The sequence below is a fragment of the Mycobacterium sp. NTMscope_Eco_3 genome (assembly GCF_976985685.1).
The window spans coordinates 4984926-5005644 of record NZ_CDRJYZ010000001.1; the positions used below are offsets into that span (position 1 = coordinate 4984926).

The window sequence follows — 20719 nt, forward strand, 5'->3', positions numbered from 1 at the left end:
TTTTCGCCCCTAGAGCGCCAGACGTATTTTCGGGCTCGACCCTACCCGGCGGACGTCGCCCCGGCGCGGCCACCCTTACCCGTTTTCTAAGCGTTCTGCCGAATACCCGTGCGCGGAAGCGACATCGGGGTGCGAGCGCAGCCGGCTCTTCCAGGCATTGCGACCGTAGACCGAGAAGATGGGGTCGTCGGGATCCTGGGACGGCGTCCAATCCGTTCCGGCGCTCGCCTCGAGTTCTCGGGACAGCGAGAGCACGGGTATCCGGGCGTCGAGGCGCGGGTTGAAGAAGTAGGGCACCGAGATCCGGTCGGGTGCCGGGCCCTGCAGGTTGACCCGGTGCTCGGTGGCCCGCAGGTAGCCGCGCGTCGCCGCCTCCAGCAGCTCACCGATGTTGACGATGAACGCCCCGTCGCGCGGGGGCACGTCGATCCAGTTGCCATCGCTCGTCCGCCGCACCTGCAGGCCCCGGCTGCCCGGCTCGGCCAGCAGCAGCGTGAGCACCCCGGCGTCCCGATGCGCGCCCACGCCCTGGGGGCCGGCCGCGCGCCCCGGGTAGCGGATGAGCTTGATCAGCGTGGCCGGGGTTTCGGCGAAGGCCGGGTCGAAGACGCCGGCCGGGCTGCCCAGCGCGGCCGCCCAGTGCCGCAGCAGGGTGCGGGCCACCGCGGACAGCGCGGCGTCCCACTCCTCGACGATTCCGGGCAGCTCCGGCAGCGCGGCCGGCCACTGGTTGGGCCCCTGCAGCCACCGGTAGTCGGACTTTCCCAGCCCGCCGATCGGCGGGCGCTGCGGCCCGATGTCGATCTGCTCGCGCCAATCCACCTGACCGCGGGTCACCTCGCCGCCCAGGCGGGTGTAGCCGCGGAAGTGCGGGCTGCGCACCATGGCGACGGCGTCCTTGTCCTCCTGCGGCAGCGCGAAGAGCCGGCGCGCGGCCCCGAGCACCCGCGTCACCAATTCCGGTGGGACCCCATGACCGGTCAGATAGAAGAACCCGACCCGGTGGCCGGCCTCGCGCAGGCCGTCCCGCAACCGCCTCGGGTCGGCCCGCAGGTCCACGACGGGCACCGCAGTGACGGCCCGCACACCGGACGCGCCGACCCCGTCGCCGCAGGTAGAACGGGTTTGCGACGGCATCGGCGCGCCCTTCCCAACCGGTTGGTTAATTAGGTAATGAAATCTAGCTCACATCCGCTTGCATCCCACTGACGCTAACGATATTTTAGGTGTTGTTACTGGTGGGTAACTTAGACCTAGTACCCAACCACAAGTGGCATTCTCAACGAGGAGGACCGTAGTGAGCCACTACAAGAGCAACGTCCGCGACCAGGCGTTCAACCTGTTCGAGGTATTGGGCGTTGACAAGGCCTTGGGCCAGGGCGAATTCAGCGACCTGGACGTCGACACGGCCCGCGAAATGTTGAACGAAATGAGCCGGCTGGCCGAGGGGCCGATCGCCGACTCGTTCGTCGAGGGCGACCGCAACCCGCCGGTTTTCGACCCGAAGACGCACTCGGTGACGCTGCCGGAATCCTTCAAGAAGTCCGTCCACGCCGTCATCGAGGCCGGGTGGGACAAGGTCGGCATCGACGAGGCCCTCGGCGGCGTGGCCATGCCCAAGTCGCTGCTGTGGGCGCTGCACGAGCACATCCTGGGCGCCAACCCCGCCGTCTGGATGTACGCCGGTGGCGCGGGCTTCGCCAACATCCTGTACCACCTCGGCACCGAGGAGCAGAAGAAGTGGGCCGTCCTGGCCGCCGAGCGCGGCTGGGGTTCGACCATGGTGCTCACCGAGCCGGACGCCGGCTCCGACGTCGGCGCCGGGCGGACCAAGGCCGTCAAGCAGGACGACGGATCCTGGCACATCGACGGTGTGAAGCGATTCATCACCTCCGCCGACTCCGATGACCTGTTCGAGAACATCTTCCACCTGGTGCTGGCGCGCCCCGAGGGCGCCGGACCCGGCACCAAGGGGCTGTCGCTGTTCTTCGTGCCCAAATTCCTGTTCGACTTCGAGACCGGTGAGCTGGGCGAGCGTAACGGCGTGTTCGTCACCAACGTCGAGCACAAGATGGGCCTGAAGGTGTCGGCGACGTGTGAGCTGAGCTTCGGCCAGCACGACGTTCCCGCCAAGGGCTGGCTGGTCGGCGAGGTGCACAACGGCATCGCGCAGATGTTCGACGTGATCGAGCAGGCTCGCATGATGGTGGGCACCAAGGCCATCGCGACCCTGTCGACGGGCTACCTGAACGCGTTGGAGTACGCGAAGTCTCGCGTCCAGGGCGCGGACATGACCCAGATGACCGACAAGACCGCACCGCGCGTGACCATCACGCACCACCCGGACGTGCGCCGGTCGCTGATGACCCAGAAGGCCTACGCCGAGGGTCTGCGCGCGCTGTACCTGTTCACGTCGACCTATCAGGACTCGGCGGTGGCCGAGGCCCTGCACGGGGTGGACGCGGAGCTGGCCGTCAAGGTCAACGACCTGATGCTGCCGGTGGTCAAGGGTGTCGGCTCGGAGCAGGCCTACGCCAAGCTGACCGAGAGCCTGCAGACGTTCGGTGGGTCCGGCTTCCTGCAGGACTACCCGATCGAGCAGTACATCCGGGACGCCAAGATCGACTCGCTCTACGAGGGCACCACCGCCATCCAGGCGCAGGACTTCTTCTTCCGCAAGATCGTCCGCGACAAGGGTGTGGCGCTGGCCCACGTGTCCGAGCAGATCCAGACGTTCGTCGACAGCGAGTCCGGCAACGGGCGGCTGAAGACCGAACGCGAGCATCTGGCCAAGGCCCTGACCGACGTGCAGGCGATGGCGGCCTCGCTGACCGGCTACCTGATGGCCGCGCAGGAGGACGTGACCAGCCTGTACAAGGTGGGTCTGGGTTCGGTGCGCTTCCTGATGAGCGTCGGTGACCTGGTCATCGGCTGGTTGTTGCAGCGTCAGGCGGCGGTGGCCGTGGCGGCGCTCGACGCCGGCGCCACCGGTGACGACAAGGCCTTCTACGAGGGCAAGGTCGCGGTGGCATCGTTCTTCGCGAAGAACTTCCTGCCGATGCTGACCAGCACCCGCGAGGTCATCGAGACGCTGGACAACGACATCATGGAGCTCGACGAGGCCGCCTTCTAGGCCTTCGAAGGACGCACAAATCCCCCGCTTCGCGTGCGAAGCGGGGGATTTTTGTGCGCCGGCGAGGGGTTTTATCGTTCGGGTGCACTCCTACCCGGGCCATCGCGCAGGGAACGGGTCATGCTGTGCAGGATCCGGAAAGCGTCTGACCGCTCGGCCTCGGTCAGGCCGGCCAGCATTCTGACCTCGACGGACCGGACCGCCTTGCTGGCTTTCTCCAGGCTCTGTCGGCCACGCGGCGTGAGGCGCGTGGGAAGAACCTTCCCGACGGGTGCCTCCGCGGGCCGGGCCACGTGGCCGTCTCGCTCCAGGGCCTGAAGGAGCACGTTCATCGACTGCCGTGTCACGAACGCGCCCCGCGCCAGCTCGGAGTTCGACAAACCCGGCCGTTGCGCGAGCAACTCGAGGCAGGAGTAGTGCGTCACGCTCATCCCGAGCGGGCGCAGCACCTCCTCCATGGCCGCGCGCAGCGCACTCGACGCCTCTTTCAGCGCGTAGCCCAGGGACGTATCCAGGTCTACGCCGACACCCTCTTGACTCATGTCAGTATTCTGACATACGTTACTATGTCAGAATACTGACACGAATCGAAGGAGCAGCGTCATGCCCGCCACCGGCCCCGACTTCATCTCCCTGCAAGCGCGCGACCTCGACGCATCGCAGGCGTTCTACGAGCAGTACCTCGGCCTCGTCCGCTCGCCGGCCGGACCTCGGCACGCCGTTGTATTCGAAACGAAGCCAATCGCGTTCGCACTCCGCGAGGTCGCCCCGGGCACCGACCTCGCATCCATGGCTCAGCCCGGCATCGGCGCCGCGATCTGGGTGCACGCCACCGACGTCCAGAACATCCACGATGCTCTCGTCGCCGACGGCCACACCATCGTCTCCGCACCGATCGACGGCCCCTTCGGCCGGACATTCACCTTCGCCGACCCCGACGGCTACCACGTCACCCTCCACGACCGCACCTGATCGGCCGAACGCGACCGGGCGATCACCGCAATGCCCAATACCGCGGTTACATCGGAGGAGTCGGTCCGTCGAAGCAACCAAAAAGGCCGCCGCTGGATCCCCTCACTCCAGCGGCGGCCCTTTTCGGACGCCCGTCGGTAATGGCTGACAGGCGGTCGTTCCGGAGGATGCCCCGTATTGCCGTCGGGGTCGGGGGGTCAGACCACAACACGGGGCTATCCGGGGTCACGGATACCCGTCGCCTCTGATCGCTAACCCGATGTGACCCATCTCATGGGCCCGAAGGTCAGGCTTCCAGGATCGCGGCCACTCCCTGGCCGCCCGCCGCGCAGATCGAGACCAGCGCGCGCACGGGCTTGCCCGTGCCCTTCTGCTCGGCTTTGCGTTGCGCGAGCTGCTTGGCGGCCTGGGCCAGGATCCGCCCGCCGGTGGCGGCGAACGGGTGGCCGGCGGCCAGCGAGGAACCGTTGACGTTGAGCTTGGTCCGGTCGATCGAGCCCAGCGCGGCGTCCAGCCCCAGCCGCCCCTTGCAGTACTCCTCGGATTCCCAGGCCTGCAGGTGGCACAGCACCACCGACGCGAACGCCTCGTGGATCTCGTAGAAGTCGAAGTCCTGCAGGGCCAGGCCGTTGCGGGCGAGCAGCCGCGGCACCGCGTACGTCGGGGCCATGAGCAGGCCGTCGCGCCCGTTGACGTAGTCGACCGCCGCCGTCTCCGAGTCCACCAGGTAGGCCAGCGGCGTCAGCGAGTGGGCCTCCGCCCACTCGTCGGTGCCCAGCAGCGCGACCGACGCGCCGTCGGTCAGCGGGGTCGAGTTCCCGGCCGTCATCGTCGCGTCGCCGGCCTTCACGCCGAACACCGGCCGCAGCTTGGCCAGCTTCTCCGCCGACGAGTCCGGCCGCAGGTTGTCGTCGCGGTACAGCCCCAAAAACGGCGTGACGAGGTCGTCGAAGAAGCCACGGTCGTAGGCGGCCGCCATGTTGCGGTGGCTGGCCGCGGCCAGCTCGTCCTGGGCGACGCGCGCGATGCCCATCTGCTTGGCGGTGATCGCCTGGTGCTCCCCCATGGACAGCCCGGTGCGCGGTTCGCTGTTGACCGGGATCTCGACGCCCAGGGTCGCGGGCAGCGTGCCCACCAGCTTCAGCCGTTGGACGTTGGACTTGGCGCGGCGCAACTTGAGTAGGGTGCGGCGCAGGTTGTCGCCGAGGCCGATCGGCGCGTCGGAGGTGGTGTCCACCCCGCCGGCGGCGGCCACCTCGTAGCGGCCGGCCGCGATGCCGTCGGCGGCGGCGATCGCCGCCTGCAGCCCGGTGCCGCAGGCCTGCTGCAGGTCGAACGCGGGCGTGTACGACGCCAGCTGCGAGCCGAGCACGCATTCGCGCGTCAGGTTGAAGTCCCGGCTGTGCTTGAGCACGGCGCCACCGACCACCACCCCGAGCCGCTCGCCGGCCAACCCGAAGCGATCGACGAGCCCGCCCAGCGCGGCGGTGAACATGTCCTGGTTGGAAGCCTCGGCGTAGGCGCCGTCGGATCGGGCGAACGGAATGCGGTTGCCGCCCAGGATGGCGACGCGTCGCCGCTCGGAGCTGCGCTGAGCAGCCGGTGTACTTACCTCAGAACTTGCAGGGGCCACTGTCTTCTCCGTGCTCGTGCGGTCTATCGGTTTGGGATTCGCCCGTCTGGGGCCATACTACCCACTGTTCTTACTCTGCAGTAAGTTCGTCCTCGATACGGTTGTGCTGTAGGCATACCCCGACTTCGCAAGAACATGGAAGGTAGCTCCGGTGGCTCCCAAGGTCTCGTCCGATCTGTTCTCTCAGATCGTCAACTCCGGTCCTGGTTCGTTTCTCGCCAAGCAGCTCGGTGTTCCCCAACCCGAGACGCTGCGCCGCTACCGCGTCGGTGATCCGCCGCTGTCCGGGGCGCTGCTGATCGGCGGGGAGGGCAGAGTCGTCGAGCCGTTGCGCGCGGCACTGGACGCCGATTACGACCTGGTGGGCAACAACCTGGGCGGGCGCTGGGCCGACAAGTTCGGCGGGCTGGTCTTCGACGCCACCGGCATCACCACGCCCGAAGGGCTCAAGGGGTTGTACGAGTTCTTCACCCCGCTGCTGCGCAACCTGGGCCATTCCGCGCGCGTGGCGGTGGTCGGCACCACGCCCGACGGCGCCGCCAGCCCGCACGAGCGGATCGCGCAGCGCGCGCTGGAGGGCTTCACCCGCTCGCTGGGCAAGGAGCTGCGCAACGGCACCACGGTGGCGCTGGTGTATCTGTCGCCGGACGCCAAACCCGCTGCGACGGGCCTGGAGTCGACGATGCGGTTCATCCTGTCGGCCAAGTCGGCGTACGTCGACGGCCAGGTCTTCTACGTCGGGGAGGCGGACTCCACCCCGCCGGGCGACTGGGAGCGGCCGCTGGACGGCAAGGTCGCGATCGTGACGGGCGCGGCCCGCGGCATCGGTGCGACGATCGCCGAGGTGTTCGCCCGCGACGGCGCGCGCGTCGTCGCGATCGACGTCGAATCGGCCGCCGAGGCGCTGGCCGAAACGGCCAGCCGGGTCGGGGGCACCGCGCTGTGGCTCGACGTCACCGCCCCCGATGCCGTCGACAAGATCACCGAGCACCTGCGCGAGCATCACGGCGGCCGCGCGGACGTCTTGGTCAACAACGCCGGGATCACCCGCGACAAGCTGCTGGCCAACATGGACGACGCGCGCTGGGATGCCGTCCTGGCCGTCAATCTGCTTGCCCCGCTGCGCCTTACCGAGGGGCTGGTGGGCAACGGCAGCATCGGCGAGGGCGGCCGGGTGGTCGGCCTGTCGTCGATGGCGGGCATCGCGGGCAACCGCGGCCAGACCAACTACGCCACCACCAAGGCGGGGATGATCGGACTGACCCAGGCGTTGGCGCCGGAGCTCTACGACAAGGGCATCACCATCAACGCCGTCGCACCGGGATTCATCGAAACCCAGATGACGGCCGCCATCCCGCTGGCCACCCGCGAGGTCGGCCGCCGGATGAACTCGCTGCTGCAGGGCGGCCAGCCGGTGGATGTCGCGGAGGCCATCGCCTACTTCGCCAGCCCGGCCTCGAACGCGGTGACCGGCAACGTCATTCGCGTCTGCGGCCAGGCCATGCTGGGCGCCTGAACGTCAGGAGAAAGTGATGAACCAGCCAAGCGGCCTGAAGAACATGCTGCGCGCGGCCGCCGGGGCCCTGCCGGTGGTGTCCCGCGGCAGCGGGGTGCCCACCCGCACCGTCACCATCGAGGAACTGCCCATCGACCGCACGAACGTGGCCGAGTACGCGGCGGTCACCGGCCTGCGCTACGGCAACTGCGTGCCGCTGACCTACCCCTTCGCGTTGGCCTTTCCGGCGCTGATGTCGCTGGTGACCGGGTTCGACTTTCCGTTTGCCGCAATGGGATCGGTGCACACCGAAAACCACATCACCCAGTACCGCCCGATCGCGGTCACCGACACCGTCGGCGTGCACGTGCACGCCGAGAACCTGCGCGAGCACCGCAAGGGCCTGCTGGTCGACTTGGTGACCGATGTCAGCGTCGGCAACGACACCGCGTGGCATCAGGTGACGACGTTCCTGCACCAGCAACGCACCAGCCTGTCCGACGAACCCAAACCGCCCCCACAGAAGCAGCCCAAGCTGGCGCCACCGCCCACCGTGCTGCGCATCAGCCCGGGCCTCATCCGTCGCTACGCCGTCGTCGGGGGCGATCACAACCCGATCCACACCAACCCGATCGCGGCCAAGCTGTTCGGATTTCCCACCGTGATCGCGCACGGAATGTTCAGCGCCGCGGCCGTATTGGCCAACGTCGAAGCCGCGATTCCCGACGCGGTGCGGTACTCGGTGCGCTTCGGCAAGCCAATGGTGCTGCCCGCGACGGCCGGTCTCTACATCGACGAACACGACGGCGGCTGGGACCTTTCGCTGCGCAACGTCGCCAAGGGTTACCCCCACCTGACCGGCACGGTCCGGCCGCTGTAGCGCGATCGCCACTAGCCCGCGTGCGTTGAACCGCGCCCGCAGGCAAGCACTTTCAGCGCATGGGCGGCGGTCGCGGTCAGCAGGAACAGCGCGAACAGCCACAGCGGCGGCCGGGCGAGTTCCCAGACGAAGATCGCCGCCCAGATCGGTGAGCCCTGGGTCACCGCGAGCACGCCTGCGGCCCCGGCCAGCGACACCGCGGGCACGTGCAAGTGCGTCCCGCTCGCCCAGTTGATCGCCAGCACCAGCGCCGCCCCTGCGGCCGCGCCGGTCGCCAGCGACGGCGTCAGCAGTCCGCCCGCACCCCCGGCGCGCAGGAACAGCGCTGTCAGAAGGGGTTTCAGCGCCAGGATCGCCAGCGCCGACGCCAAGGTCATGCCGCTGGCCAGGCTGACCGTCAGGATGCTGCGGCCGTTGCCGGGTAGCTCCGGCCACCAATGCGAGCAGACTCCCATCACCAGGCCGGCCCCCGCCAGCGCCGGGATCAGCACCCAACTCCGCAACGGGCGCGCCGGCCGCGCCGCGGCCATCAACCGGTTGAAGCCCCAACCCACCGCGAAAGTCACCGGCGCCAACAACAATCCGTGCGCGGTCAACAGGTAGGTCGACTCTTCCATCGGCCACTGCAGGTTGGGTTGATCACGCGTGACGGCCGAGCCGACGGCGACCGCCAAGCCGGAGGACAGGAACGCCGCGCCCACCGCGCGCGGCTCCCAGGTGCCGAGCAAGATCCGGACCGAGAACAGCGCCCCGGCCAACGGAACCGCATACACCGCGCCCAGCCCCGCCCCCGCCGCGCAGGCCAGCAGGACCTCGTGGTCGCGCGGGGAGAGGCGCTTGAGCCATCCGGTTCCCAAATCGCCTAGGGCCGCGGCGAATTGGCGTGGCGCCCCTTCCCGCCCGAGCGATGCGCCCGATCCGACGAGCAGCACCTGCAGCAGGGCGTCGACGCTCCAGGACAGCCGCGGCACGCGTTCGTGGCGGGCGATGGTTTCCGCCAGCGGCGGCACGTCCGTCCGGCGCCGCAGCAGCCACCACCCGAGCCCGGCCAACCCGGCGCCGATCATCGGGCCGACCACGCGGCGTACCGGGCTGCTGGCGGCGACCCCGGCCAGCAGCGCGCCGAAGCTGTAGTGATAGGTGGCGTGCTGAGCGGCCCGCAGCACGAACGTCGTCGCCAATCCGGCAACGCCGGCCAGCAAGCCGACGATGATCACCGCGCAAAAGAAGTCGAGGTTGCCGCGCTCCGTGCGGGGGACGGGCATTCGGGCCACCTGACGACGAAGGAGGTCTAGTCGCCGGCGGAGTCCGGCTGGGACCGGGCCGCGTCCCGCTCCTCGGGGGAGCCCTTGAGGCCGTACCAGAACAGGTCGATCATCAGCTCGGCCGCCTCGTCGACGTCGATGTCGCCGGTGGACAGCCGATTGGCCACCGCCTCGCCCGCGCCCACCAGCGCCACGGCCATCATCTCGTGCTCGCGGTCCGGCCGCGGGGTGCGGCTGCCGGCCTGCACCAGCCCCGCCACCAGGTCGATGATCTGCTCGCGCCCTTCACGCACCATGTGGGCGAATGCCTGCGAGCTGGTGGCCTGGGTGTACATCACGATCCAGGACGCCCGGTTGGCGTCGATGTAGCGCATGAACGACACGATGGTGTTGCGCAGCATGTCATTCGGGCTCTGCCCGAAGTCCATGTCGGCGCGCACCACGTCGATGAACCGGCTCATCTCCCGGTTCAGGCAGGCGCCGAACAGGTCCTCCTTGGAGCCGTAATACAGGTACAGCATGGGCTTGGAGATCTGCGCCTGGGCGGCGATGGCGTCCATCGAGGTCTCGTGGTAGCCGTTGACCGAGAACATCTGCACCGCGGCGTCGAGCATCTGCTGCTCACGGACGGCGCGCGGTAACCGCTTGGTACCACCCGCCATCGCTCGCCTCTCTAGCCCGTCTATCTGACTCAAGAGTAAGCAATGCGGGCGGGCCGCACAGCCGTTAATGCCAACGGCGGCGCCCGCTAGTGCCCGCAGGTCGGGCTCGGGCCCTTCATCGTCGCCACCCGCACCAGCGCCTCGTCCACCCGTTGTGCCGGCAATTCGCCTGAGGCGACGGCCTTTTGCAGCCGGTCCAGGACCGCCGGCACCTCGTCGGTGGTGACCCACAGCGCGATGTCGACGCCGGCCAACAGGGTGCGCAGCACCGCCTCCGAGACCCCGTACCGTTCGGAGATGGCGGCCATGCTGGACAGGTCGTCGCTGAACACCGGGCCGGTGAACGGCGGGCCCTTGTAGCCGACGCCGTTGCGCAGCAACTGCACCGCCTCGGGGCTCAGGCTGGCCGGGACGTCGCCGGTGAGTTCCGGAACCTGCAGGTGGCCCACCATCACCGCGACCGGCGACGCCGCCACCAGCGACCGGTAGGGCACCAGGTCGCTGGTTTGCAGGGCGCTCAGCGGCGGCGTGACCACACCGCCGGTGTGCGAATCACCCGAGCCGTGCCCGTGGCCGGGGAAATGCTTGAGCACCGGCAGCAGCCCGGCGTCGCGAAGACCCTGCGCGTAGGCCCCGGCGTAGTCCGTCACCTTCTGCGGGTCCGCGCTGAACGAACGGTTGCCGATGACGGCGTCGTCGTCCTCGTCGCTCACGTCGACCACCGGAGCGAAGTCGACGGTGATGCCCAGGTCGTGCATCTTGCGGCCGCGGTCGGCCGCCAGGTCGTGGACCTGCTGGACGGTCTGCGTCTGCGCCAGCTCCCGCGCCGACGGGGAGGTCCCGATCAGGGTCTTCAGCCGCGACACCCGGCCACCCTCTTCGTCGACGCTGACGGCCAGCGGCAGCGGTCCCGCCTTGGCGCTGATGTCCGCCAACGGCCCCTGGAAGATCGCCAAGTCCGTCCAGCTGCCGATGAAGATCCCGCCGACGTGGTAGCCGTTGACGACGGCCCGGGCGTCGTCGGCGTTCTTCACCCCGACCATCAGCAGTTGGGCCAGCTTGTCGCGGAGGCCCAGCGTGGCCGGCACCGCCGACGGGTCGGCGCACACCGGCGGGGCCGGCGCGGCCGCCGGCTTGCTCGACGTCGACGGGTGAGCGGATGGGTGCGCGGGGTGGTGGGCGCAGCCGGCCACCAGCGCCGACGCGGCCGCGAGCACAGCGAAGGTGCGCGAAAATGCCATCGGGCCATGTTTTCACGGGGCGTTGCGTCCCCGGCCCCAGGGGGCAGCAGCGGTACGTTGCTGATCAAGGGGGAGGTCACCAGGCGCATGTTGCCGGGCAGGGAGGAGCGGCGATGAGCGGTTTCACGGTGGCGGCCGCGGCCAGCATCGCGGTGGGTTTGTCCATCGGGGTCGCCACGACGGTCGGCATCACGCTGGCGGTGGCCGACGACACCGCCGTCGGAGTGCAGGCGCCGCCGCGCCCGGCCCTGCCCTATCAGGTGCAATACGGCGACCGCTGTATCCACGGACACTGCCTGCACTGGTGACGAGCGGTCCGAGTGACCGACCGCTTCTGCTAGGTTGGCGCTAGGTTGAAGTCACGACCGCAAGCCCCGCAAGAACCCAGGAGCCGTCGATGAACCGGATCGTTGCGCCCGCCGCAGCGAGCGTTGTGGTGGGCCTGTTGCTCGGCGCGGCCGCGATCTTCGGGATCACGTTGATGGTCCAGCAAGACACGAAGCCGCCACTCCCCGGGGGCGATCCGCAGTCGTCAGTGCTCAACCGGGTCGAGTACGGCAACCGTAGCTAACCGGTCGACGACGGGGACCGCAGCGCCGGTCTCGTGCTCGACGGCCGGACCCCTGTCGCGCCGCTGGCTGTGGCTGGTCGCCGCGATCGCGCTGGCGCTGTCGTTCGCGCAATCGCCGGGGCGGATCTCCCCCGACACGAAACTCGACCTGACCGCCAACCCCCTGCGCTTTTTGGCGCGCGCGACCAACCTGTGGAACAGCGAGCTGCCGTTCGGGCAGGCGCAGAATCAGGCCTACGGCTACCTGTTTCCGCACGGCACCTTTTTCCTGATCGGTCACGCGCTGAGCGTGCCCGGCTGGATCACCCAGCGGCTGTGGTGGGCGCTGCTGCTCACGGTCGGCTTCTGGGGGCTGATGCGCGTCGCCGAGGCGCTGGGAATTGGCAGCCCGGGGTCACGGGTGATCGCCGCGACGGCGTTCGCGCTGTCGCCGCGGGTGCTGACCACCCTCGGATCGATCTCGTCGGAAACGTTGCCGATGATGCTGGCGCCCTGGGTGTTGCTGCCCACGATCCTCGCGTTGCGGGCGTCGACGGATCGGTCCGTGCGAGCACTGGCGGCGCGGGCGGGCCTGGCCGTCGCGCTGATGGGCGCGGTCAACGCCATCGCGACCCTGGCCGGCTGTCTGCCCGCGGTGATCTGGTGGGCATGCCACCGACCGAACCGGCGGTGGTGGCGGTACACCGGGTGGTGGCTGCTGTCGCTGCTGCTGGCCACGCTGTGGTGGGTGGTGGCGCTGGTGATGCTGCGCGCCATCAGCCCGCCGTTCCTGGACTTCATCGAATCCTCCGGCGTGACAACGCAATGGTCGTCGCTGACCGAGATGCTGCGCGGGACCGACAGCTGGACGCCGTACGTGGCGCCGAACGCCACCGCGGGCGCTCCGCTGGTGACCGGGTCGGCGGCCATCCTGGGCACCTGCCTGGTCGCGGCAGCCGGGCTGGCGGGGCTGGCCTCCGCCGCCATGCCGGCGCGCGGCCGCCTGGTCACGATGCTGTTGGTCGGGGTGGTCTTGATGGCCGTCGGCTACAGCGGCGGGCTGGGCTCGCCGGTGGCGCACGCGGTGCAGGCCTTCCTGGACGCCGGCGGCGCCCCGCTGCGCAACGTGCACAAGCTGGGGTCGGTGGTCGGGATCCCGGTGGCGCTGGGCATCGCCGCGCTGCTGGGCCGGATACCGCTACCGGGCAGCGCCCCGGCGCCGGTGTGGCTGCGCGCGTTCGCCCACCCGGAGCGGGACAAACGCGTGGCGACCGCGATGGTGGTCCTGACGGCGTTGATGGTCAGCACGTCGCTGGCGTGGACCGGTCGGCTGGCGCCACCGGGCACGTTCACCGCCATCCCGCCGTATTGGCACGACGCCGCCGACTGGCTCACCGAGCACAACACGGGCGCGCCCACACCCGGGCGGGTGCTCGTCGTCCCGGGTGCGCCGTTCGCCACTCAGGTGTGGGGCACCAGCCACGACGAGCCGCTGCAGGTGCTGGGCAGCAGCCCGTGGGGGGTGCGGGATTCGATCCCGCTGACCCCGCCGCAGACCATCCGGGCGCTGGATTCGGTGCAGCGCCTGTTCGCCGCCGGCCGGCCCTCGGCGGGTCTGGCCGATACCCTTGCGCGCCAAGGCATTTCCTATCTGGTGGTGCGCAATGACCTGGATCCCGACACGTCGCGCTCGGCGCGCCCCATCCTGGTGCACCGCGCCGTGGACGGATCGCCGGGGCTGCGGAAGGTGGCGCAGTTCGGCGCCCCGGTGGGGCCCGGCACGCTGGCCGGCTTCGTCGCGGACAGCGGGTTGCGGCCGCGCTATCCGGCGGTCGAGATCTACCGCGTTGGCGGCGACGGCGATTTCAACGACCCCGCCACGCCCTATCTCGTCGACGCCGACCGGCTGGCCCGGGTCGACGGCGGACCGGAAGTGCTGCTGCGCCTTGACGAACGGCGGCGGCTGCTGGGTCAGCCGCCGCTGGGCCCGGCGCTGATGACCGCCGACGCGCGCGCCGCCGGGCTGCCGTTGCCGCCGGCAGCCGGCGTGACCGTCACCGACACCCCGGTAGCCCGGGAGACGGATTACGGTCGGGTAGACCAACATTCGTCGGCGATCCGCGCCCCCGGGGACGCGCGGCACACCTACAACCGGGTGCCGGACTATCCCGTGCCCGGCGCCGAGCCGGTGGCCGGCGCCTGGGCGGGCGGGCGGATCACGGTGTCGAGCTCGTCGTCGGATTCCACCGCGATGCCCGACGTCGCGCCGGCGACCTCCCCGGCCGCCGCGATCGACGGGGACTCCGCGACCGCCTGGGTGTCCAACTCGCTGCAGGCCGCCGTCGGCCAGTGGATGCAGATCGATTTCGACCACCCGGTGACCAACGCGGCAATCACGTTGACGCCCAGCGCAACCGCCGTCGGCGCCCAGGTCCGCCGCATCCTGATCGAAACCGCCACCGGCAGCACCACGCTGCGGTTCGACGAGCCGGGCAAGCCGCTCGCCGCGGCGCTCCCCTACGGCGAAACGCCGTGGGTGCGGATCACCGCCGCGGGCACCGACGACGGGTCCGCCGGAGTGCAATTCGGCATCACCGACCTGACGATCACCCAGTACGACGCGTCCGGGTTCGCCCACCAGGTCGACCTGCGGCACACGGTGCGGGTGCCGGGACCGCCGCCCGGCGCGCCGATCACGGGGTGGGACCTGGGATCGGAACTGCTCGGCAGGCCGGGCTGCGCCCCGGCGCCCGACAGCGTGCGTTGCGCGCCGTCGATGGCGCTGACCCCGGAGGAGCCGGTCAACTTCAGCCGGACGCTGACCGTGCCGGCGCCGCTGACGGTGACCCCGACGGTGTGGGTGCGGCCCCGGCAGGGCCCAAAGCTGGCCGCGCTGATCGCCGAACCCAATACCACTGTCGCCCACGGTGATTCGGATGCGGTGGACGTGCTGGGCTCGGCCTACGCGGCCACCGACGGCGACCCGGCCACCGCCTGGACGGCGCCGCAGCGGGTGGTGCAGCACAAGACGCCACCGACCTTGACGCTGACCCTGCCTCGGCCCACCGAGGTCACCGGGTTGCGGCTGGTTCCCAGTCGGGCGGCCCTGCCCGTGCACCCGACGATGGTGGCCGTCAACCTGGGTGACGGCCCACAAGTCGCGGTGGTCAAGGCTGATTCGGACGCGGCGCAGACGCTCGCGCTGAAGCCCCGGGTGACCGACACCGTGACCATCAGCCTGCTGGACTGGGACGACGTCATCGACCGCAACGCGTTGGGCTTCGACCAGCTCAAGCCGCCCGGGCTGGCCGAGGTGGCCGCGCTCGGGGCCGACGGCACCCCGATCGCGCCGGCCGATCCCGCCCGCAACCGCGGCCGGGAGGTCACCGTCGGATGCGATCGCGGCCCGGTCATCGCGGTCGCGGGCCGGTTCGTGCACACCGCGATCCACACCACCGTCGGGGCGATCCTCGATGATCAGCCCCTGGCGGCGGTGCCTTGCGACCGCGACCCGATCGCGCTGCCCGCCGGCCAGCAGGAGCTGTTGATCAGCCCGGGTGCCCAGTTCGTCGTCGATGGGGCCGAACTGTCGACCCCGGCGGCCACCGAAAGCGCACGGACCGAACGTCTTTCGTCCTGGCGGGCGTGGGGACCGGACCGGCGCGAGGTCCAGGCGCCCCCGTCGGCCACCGCCCGGGTCCTGGTCATCCCGGAAAGCATCAACCCCGGCTGGGTGGCGCGCACCGGCACCGGGGCCCGGCTGACGCCGATCGCCGTCAACGGTTGGCAGCAGGGCTGGGTGGTTCCCGCGGGCGACCCGGGCACCATCACGCTGACGTTCGCCGCCAACCCGCTCTACCGCGCGGGCCTCGCCGTGGGGCTGGCCTTGTTGCCGCTGCTGGCGCTGCTGGCGTTCTGGCGCACCAGAAGAACCGACGCCGACGCGGCCGCGCAACCGTGGCGGCCCGGGGCCTGGGCGGCGGTCGCGGCGGTGGCGGCCGCGGCGGTGATCGCCGGCGCCGGCGGTGGCGCGGTGATGGCCGCCGCCCTGGGTCTGCGGTACGCGGTGCGCGGCCGGCGCTGGGAGCGTCTCGCGCTGGTGGGCAGCGCCGGCGGGTTGATCGGAGCCGGGGCGGCATTGTCGCGGCAGCCCTGGCGCTCGGTGGACGGTTATGCGGGCCATTCGGCGAATATCCAACTGCTGGCCTTGGTTTCGCTTGCGGTGCTCACCGCCTCGGTGATCGCGTTGCCCGACAGGGCGCGTGGACCGGCCGACGAATAGTGCCGAATAGTTTTGGCGGGTAGTGGCTATCCCGTTTATCGGCTGATTGACTGGATATGCGGGTCGGTGTAGCGGCCACCGATCGAGGAGCGAGCGCCATGAGCTGGTTTTCCGCACCCGAATATTGGGTGGGCAGACTGGTGCTCGAGCGCGGCGCCGCGGCGATCTATCTGTTGGCGTTCGTCGCCGCCGCCGCGCAATTCCGTGCGCTCATCGGCGAACACGGGATGCTGCCCATTCCGCGGTTTGTGGCGGCGCAGTCGTTTTGGCGCACGCCGAGCATCTTTCACCTGCGTTATTCCGATCGGCTGTTCGCGACGGTCGCCTGGTTCGGCGCGGCGCTGTCGGCTGCCGTCGTAGTCGGGGCGGCCGATGCGGTGCCGCTGTGGGCCGCGATGGCGATGTGGCTGACGCTGTGGGTGCTCTACCTCTCGATCGTCAATGTCGGGCAGACGTGGTACTCGTTCGGTTGGGAGTCGCTGCTTCTCGAGACCGGGTTCCTGATGATCTTTCTCGGCAACCACGACGTGGCGCCCCCGGTGCTGACGCTGTGGATGGTCCGATTGCTGTTGTTCCGAGTCGAATTCGGTGCGGGCCTGATCAAGATGCGCGGCGATCCGTGCTGGCGCGATCTGACGTGTCTGTACTACCACCATGAGACGCAGCCCATGCCCGGGCCGCTCAGCTGGTTTTTCCACCATCTGCCCAAGCCGCTGCACCGGATCGAGGTGGCGGGCAACCATTTCGCCCAGCTGATCGTGCCGTTCGGATTATTCGCGCCGCAGCCGGTGGCCGGCGTGGCCGCGACGATCATCGTCATCACCCAGTTGTGGTTGGTGGCGTCGGGCAATTTCGCCTGGCTCAACTGGGTGACGATACTGTTGGCGTGCAGCGCGATCGACGACGCGTCGGTCGTGCGGCTGCTGCCCGGGGAGCTGGTCCCGGCACACCCGGGTTGGGCGCCGACGCCACCGTGGTTCATCGGGCTGGTCGTGGCCGTCTCGGCCGCGGTGTTGTTCATGAGCTACTGGCCGGTGGCGAACATGTTGTCGTCGCGTCAGCGAATGAACATGTCCTTCAATTCATTTCACTTGGTGAACACCTACGGGGCGTTCGGCAGCATCGGGCGCATCCGCCGGGAGGTGGTGATCGAGGGCACCGAGGACGCCCACCTGACCGACCAGACCGTCTGGCGCGAATACGAATTCAAGGGCAAGCCGGGCGGGCTGCGCCGGCTGCCGCGCCAGTGGGCCCCCTATCACCTGCGGCTGGACTGGCTGATGTGGTTCGCCGCGATCTCGCCGGGCTACGCGCAGCCCTGGCTGCGGCCGTTCCTGCAGCGGCTGCTGCGCAACGACCGGCCGACCCTACGTCTGTTGCGCCACAACCCCTTCCCCGATGCGCCGGCCCGGTACGTGCGCGCCCAGCTCTACCAGTACCGCTTCACCACCGGAGCCGAGCTGCGCCGCGACCGGGCGTGGTGGCATCGCGCGCTGGTGGGTGGCTATGTGCCGCCCATGGCGCTGTCGACACCGACCACCACCAATTGAGGGCCAGTCGGCCAGGACGCAACGCATCACTACGTAAAACCGTCGTCTAGGCGTGGTTCCGTTCACCGCAATTCAAACCCTTGTTAGCCCAACCGATCTGCCATAGCCTCGCCTTCCACAGCGCTGCGGCGCCGCCGGGCCGACCCCCGGTGCCGCACCGAACTGCGAAGCCAGCTCGGTGTCCGAATCTGAGGAGCTCAATGTCGACACGACGCCGTACCGCGCTACTGCTGGCTGCCATCGCTCTGCTGCTGCCGGCGTGCGTTACCCGCCAACAGGCCGCCGGCCCCAGCGCGGAGCCGGACCGGGTTCCGCTGTCACAGCTGGCCGACCTGACGCTCAAGGTCGGCGACCAAAAGAGCGTCGGCACCGAAGCCATGCTGCGGGCCGCCGGCGAGCTCCGGGACCTTCCTTATCGGATTGACTTCTCCACCTTCTCATCCGGACCGCCGATGATCGAGGCCGCCACCGCCGGCAAGATCGATTTCGCAATCACCGGTGACACCCCGCCAATTTTCGGCGCCGTCGCCAACGCCCGCATCAAGGTGGTGTCCGCATTCGACGGCGGGGGGCCCGGCGATCAGATTCTGGTTCACGCCGATTCGCCTATTAGCTCCGTCACCGACCTGCGCGGCAAAACCATCGCCCTGGCCAAGGGCAGTTCGGCGCACGCCAATGTGCTTGATCAGCTGGACAAGACCGGCCTCAAACCCACCGATGTCCACCTGGTGTTCCTGCAACCAGCCGACGCCCTGTCGGGATTTCGCAACGGCCAGGTCGACGCCTGGGCCGTGTGGGATCCCTACACCGCGCAGGCCGAACAGCAACTCCCGGTGCGGGGCCTGGTCGCACGCAAGCACAAGTACTCGTTCGGGATCGCCTCCGACCAAACGCTGGCCGACGCCAAACGGAACACCGCGCTGGCCGATCTGCTGGCGCGATACGCCAGAGCCGCGGTCTGGGCGCGCGAGCACCCGCCGGAGTGGGCCGCTCAGTATGCCGAGTCGGCCGGCATCGACCCCGCCGTCGCCGCCGTCGCGCAGGGACGCACCCTACGACAGCCGATCCCGCTCGACGACACCGTGATTGACGCCGAGCAGCGCCTCACCGATCTGTTGGCGGCGGCGGGCCAGATTCAGTCCGCACCGCGATTCGGCAACTGGGTGGATCATCGCTTCACCGCCACCGCCGCAGAAACTCACTGACTCCCGTGAGATAGGACCTCTGACCACGAAGTCAGACCGCTCCGCGCGGTAGGGCCGACGCATTGGTGGTCGGACGGTTGGACGCCGACGCGGACGGCTTCGGCACCGGAGGACTTGGGGCGAAACAACGTTCGCGGTCATCGCCGCGCCGATGCGTGAGCGCGCGACGCCGTGTTGCCAATGGTCTTGGTCAAGCGTGCACGGATGACTGGGCTCGGCGCGGGACCGCGAATTTTGGGTGGCGAGATTTTTATTGGGGAAACCGCGTTGCCGGCGCATGTTTGCTTCGTGTTGATTGCGTTTTCACTCCGGGACGTGTACGAATTCGTCCGAGGTAGACGGGGCTATCGAGGTCTTGCTCGCCGAACTGCGGCGTTGCCGGCCTTGCCCATTCGAACGCGGTAATGGCGCGGCGTCAGCCGACGTTGCCACAAGTCTCGTCGGATTTTGCTGGCTAGTCTTCTGAACACCCGAGCACTCAAGCATCTGGCATCCCCTGGTGGATGTTGGCCGAAGTTGCTCAATGTTGTTGAAGATCAACCTTATCGGCAAGGACAAACGCGGAGCCTGCGGTGATCGCAGCCGAAGGCGGAGGAACCAGATGGAATTCGGAGCGTTACCTCCGGAGATCAACTCCGGCAGGATCTACTCAGGTCCCGGGCCGGCACCGTTGTTGGCCGCTGCGGCCGGCTGGGACGGATTAGCGGCCGAATTACGCGCCACGGCAGCGTCTTACGGATCTGTCGTCGCGGAGCTGAGAACCGCATGGAATGGGCCCTCGTCGGCGTCGATGGCGGCCGCGGCCGCACCGTACATGGCGTGGCTGATCAGCAGCGCCGCGCAGGCCGAGCAGTCGGCAAGTCAGGCGAAGGCGGCGGCGGGCGCTTATGAGGCCGTCTTCGCGGCCACGGTGCCGCCGCCGGTGATCGCGGCCAACCGGGCGTTGTTGGCGTCACTGGTCGCGACCAATATCTTGGGCCAAAACACCCCGGCGATCGCGGCCACCGAGGCCCAGTACGCCGAGATGTGGGCCCAAGACGCGGCCGCGATGTATGGCTATGCGGGTTCCTCGGCGGTCGCGGCCCAGCTGGTCCCGTTCACCGCGCCGCCGTCGACCACCGACAGCGGTGGGGAAACGAACCAGGCGGCCGCGGTCGCCTCGGCGGCCCAGTCGTCGGCGAGCTCCCACGTGGAAACCGCGCTCTCCCAGGCGGTCTCGCAGGCTCCCGCCGCGGCGACGGCGACGACGTCGCCGGGAATCTCGCTCGGTCTTGGGGAAGCCACGGGGGGGCTGAAGAGTTTCAACAGCTTCCTCAGCACCCTTACCGGGCCTTACTCGCCACTCGGGGTCGCAGACGCGGGGAAGGGTTTTTATCAGCTTGCGCTCAACACCAAGGCGATGGGCGGCAACGTTCAAAGTGTCGACCCCACACTGCATCCCAAGGGTCTGCACGGGGTTTTGGCGCCGTTGCTGCACAGCGAACTGCTGACCGGATCCACCTCGTTGCAGGCGCCGGGTGCGGGAACGGTGTCTGCGGCGGTGGGCCGTGCCGGTGTCGTGGGGTCGTTGTCGGTTCCCGCGAACTGGGCCTCGGCCGCGCCGGCGATCAGGACCCTGGCAGCCGAGTTGCCCGAGACGATGCTGGATGCCGCGCCGGCGATGACGGTGAATCCCGGGCAGGGTTTGTTCGGGCCCACCGCCTTGTCGAGCCTGGCCGGACGCGCGGTCGGGGGTACCGCCACCCGCACCGTCGCGCGACCAGTCCGGGTGCCCGGTGCGGTGGCTGTTGATGACATCGCCACCACCTCCACGGTCATCGTGATCCCGCCGAACGCGAAATAAGGAAAGGC

Annotated in this window: 16 protein-coding genes; 10 read left to right on the forward strand and 6 right to left on the reverse strand. The window is 69.3% G+C overall.

Annotated features, from left to right (window positions below; translation table 11 throughout):
- Positions 1–75: 75 nt before the first annotated feature.
- Positions 76–1137, reverse strand: a complete 1062-nt coding sequence (locus AC0KTM_RS23150) for an isopenicillin N synthase family dioxygenase (RefSeq protein ID WP_472416778.1) — start codon at positions 1135–1137, stop codon at positions 76–78.
- A gap of 160 nt (positions 1138–1297) precedes the next feature.
- On the opposite strand from AC0KTM_RS23150, the gene AC0KTM_RS23155 reads away from it, so the two are divergent.
- On the forward strand, positions 1298–3133 hold the full coding sequence (locus AC0KTM_RS23155; RefSeq protein ID WP_472416779.1) for an acyl-CoA dehydrogenase: 1836 nt from the start codon (positions 1298–1300) through the stop codon (positions 3131–3133).
- A 71-nt stretch (positions 3134–3204) separates the two neighbouring features.
- Here the strand turns inward: AC0KTM_RS23155 and AC0KTM_RS23160 are convergent, their stop codons facing one another.
- Positions 3205–3675 (reverse strand): MarR family winged helix-turn-helix transcriptional regulator, encoded by a 471-nt coding sequence (locus AC0KTM_RS23160; RefSeq protein WP_225329352.1) that lies wholly within the window; start codon positions 3673–3675, stop codon positions 3205–3207.
- Positions 3676–3736: 61 nt separating this feature from the next.
- Between AC0KTM_RS23160 and AC0KTM_RS23165 the strand changes: the two genes are divergently transcribed.
- Positions 3737–4105, forward strand: coding sequence for a VOC family protein (locus tag AC0KTM_RS23165; protein WP_472416781.1), 369 nt, complete (start codon positions 3737–3739; stop codon positions 4103–4105).
- 286 nt (positions 4106–4391) lie between these two features.
- On the opposite strand, the gene AC0KTM_RS23170 is transcribed toward AC0KTM_RS23165, so the two are convergent.
- A complete protein-coding gene (locus AC0KTM_RS23170; RefSeq protein ID WP_472416783.1) occupies positions 4392–5738 on the reverse strand; it encodes an acetyl-CoA C-acetyltransferase in 1347 nt (448 codons plus the stop codon).
- A gap of 151 nt (positions 5739–5889) precedes the next feature.
- Between AC0KTM_RS23170 and AC0KTM_RS23175 the strand changes: the two genes are divergently transcribed.
- Both AC0KTM_RS23175 and AC0KTM_RS23180 read left to right on the forward strand, forming a co-directional pair.
- Complete coding sequence (locus AC0KTM_RS23175) at positions 5890–7254, forward strand: 3-oxoacyl-ACP reductase (RefSeq protein WP_225329349.1); 1365 nt, start codon at positions 5890–5892, stop codon at positions 7252–7254.
- 16 nt (positions 7255–7270) lie between these two features.
- Positions 7271–8113 (forward strand): MaoC/PaaZ C-terminal domain-containing protein, encoded by an 843-nt coding sequence (locus AC0KTM_RS23180; RefSeq protein ID WP_225329348.1) that lies wholly within the window; start codon positions 7271–7273, stop codon positions 8111–8113.
- Between the two features lie 11 nt (positions 8114–8124).
- On the opposite strand, the gene AC0KTM_RS23185 is transcribed toward AC0KTM_RS23180, so the two are convergent.
- The 3 genes from AC0KTM_RS23185 to AC0KTM_RS23195 form a co-directional block, all read right to left on the reverse strand.
- Complete coding sequence (locus tag AC0KTM_RS23185; RefSeq protein ID WP_472416784.1) at positions 8125–9378, reverse strand: chloride channel protein; 1254 nt, start codon at positions 9376–9378, stop codon at positions 8125–8127.
- A 26-nt stretch (positions 9379–9404) separates the two neighbouring features.
- A complete protein-coding gene (locus AC0KTM_RS23190) occupies positions 9405–10040 on the reverse strand; it encodes a TetR/AcrR family transcriptional regulator (RefSeq protein WP_225329347.1) in 636 nt (211 codons plus the stop codon).
- An 86-nt stretch (positions 10041–10126) separates the two neighbouring features.
- Positions 10127–11281, reverse strand: coding sequence for a glycoside hydrolase family 3 N-terminal domain-containing protein (locus AC0KTM_RS23195; RefSeq protein ID WP_225329346.1), 1155 nt, complete (start codon positions 11279–11281; stop codon positions 10127–10129).
- A gap of 113 nt (positions 11282–11394) precedes the next feature.
- Here AC0KTM_RS23195 and AC0KTM_RS23200 point away from each other — a divergent pair, with 113 nt between their 5' ends.
- The 6 genes from AC0KTM_RS23200 (at position 11395) to AC0KTM_RS23225 (ending at position 20711) form a co-directional block, all read left to right on the forward strand.
- Positions 11395–11589 carry a DUF2613 domain-containing protein gene (locus AC0KTM_RS23200; protein WP_225329345.1) on the forward strand — a complete coding sequence of 65 codons (195 nt, stop codon included), beginning with the start codon at positions 11395–11397 and terminating at the stop codon, positions 11587–11589.
- An 89-nt stretch (positions 11590–11678) separates the two neighbouring features.
- Positions 11679–11852 carry a DUF2613 domain-containing protein gene (locus tag AC0KTM_RS23205; RefSeq protein WP_007769006.1) on the forward strand — a complete coding sequence of 58 codons (174 nt, stop codon included), beginning with the start codon at positions 11679–11681 and terminating at the stop codon, positions 11850–11852.
- Between the two features lie 52 nt (positions 11853–11904).
- The gene (locus AC0KTM_RS23210; protein ID WP_225341294.1) at positions 11905–16113 is read left to right on the forward strand and encodes an alpha-(1->3)-arabinofuranosyltransferase; all 4209 of its coding nucleotides are present in this window, start codon (positions 11905–11907) and stop codon (positions 16111–16113) included.
- 98 nt (positions 16114–16211) lie between these two features.
- Entirely contained in the window at positions 16212–17663 is a 1452-nt protein-coding gene (locus tag AC0KTM_RS23215) for a lipase maturation factor family protein (RefSeq protein WP_472416786.1), read from the forward strand.
- 200 nt (positions 17664–17863) lie between these two features.
- The gene (locus AC0KTM_RS23220) at positions 17864–18868 is read left to right on the forward strand and encodes an ABC transporter substrate-binding protein (protein WP_225329806.1); all 1005 of its coding nucleotides are present in this window, start codon (positions 17864–17866) and stop codon (positions 18866–18868) included.
- 601 nt (positions 18869–19469) lie between these two features.
- Positions 19470–20711: a PPE family protein gene (locus AC0KTM_RS23225; RefSeq protein ID WP_472416788.1), complete on the forward strand. Its 1242-nt coding sequence runs from the start codon at positions 19470–19472 to the stop codon at positions 20709–20711.
- The last annotated feature ends 8 nt before the right edge of the window (positions 20712–20719 follow it).

What these genes read in the sequence shown, in the direction of transcription:
- AC0KTM_RS23160 (WP_225329352.1), bottom strand. Translation starts at nt 3,675, where the DNA reads ATGAGTCAAGAGGGTGTCGGCGTAGACCTGGATACGTCCCTGGGCTAC.
- AC0KTM_RS23215 (WP_472416786.1), top strand. Translation starts at nt 16,212, where the DNA reads ATGAGCTGGTTTTCCGCACCCGAATATTGGGTGGGCAGACTGGTGCTC.
- AC0KTM_RS23190 (WP_225329347.1), bottom strand. Translation starts at nt 10,040, where the DNA reads ATGGCGGGTGGTACCAAGCGGTTACCGCGCGCCGTCCGTGAGCAGCAG.
- AC0KTM_RS23185 (WP_472416784.1), bottom strand. Translation starts at nt 9,378, where the DNA reads ATGCCCGTCCCCCGCACGGAGCGCGGCAACCTCGACTTCTTTTGCGCG.
- AC0KTM_RS23150 (WP_472416778.1), bottom strand. Translation starts at nt 1,137, where the DNA reads ATGCCGTCGCAAACCCGTTCTACCTGCGGCGACGGGGTCGGCGCGTCC.
- AC0KTM_RS23220 (WP_225329806.1), top strand. Translation starts at nt 17,864, where the DNA reads ATGTCGACACGACGCCGTACCGCGCTACTGCTGGCTGCCATCGCTCTG.
- AC0KTM_RS23200 (WP_225329345.1), top strand. Translation starts at nt 11,395, where the DNA reads ATGAGCGGTTTCACGGTGGCGGCCGCGGCCAGCATCGCGGTGGGTTTG.
- AC0KTM_RS23195 (WP_225329346.1), bottom strand. Translation starts at nt 11,281, where the DNA reads ATGGCATTTTCGCGCACCTTCGCTGTGCTCGCGGCCGCGTCGGCGCTG.
- AC0KTM_RS23165 (WP_472416781.1), top strand. Translation starts at nt 3,737, where the DNA reads ATGCCCGCCACCGGCCCCGACTTCATCTCCCTGCAAGCGCGCGACCTC.
- AC0KTM_RS23205 (WP_007769006.1), top strand. Translation starts at nt 11,679, where the DNA reads ATGAACCGGATCGTTGCGCCCGCCGCAGCGAGCGTTGTGGTGGGCCTG.
- AC0KTM_RS23225 (WP_472416788.1), top strand. Translation starts at nt 19,470, where the DNA reads ATGGAATTCGGAGCGTTACCTCCGGAGATCAACTCCGGCAGGATCTAC.
- AC0KTM_RS23180 (WP_225329348.1), top strand. Translation starts at nt 7,271, where the DNA reads ATGAACCAGCCAAGCGGCCTGAAGAACATGCTGCGCGCGGCCGCCGGG.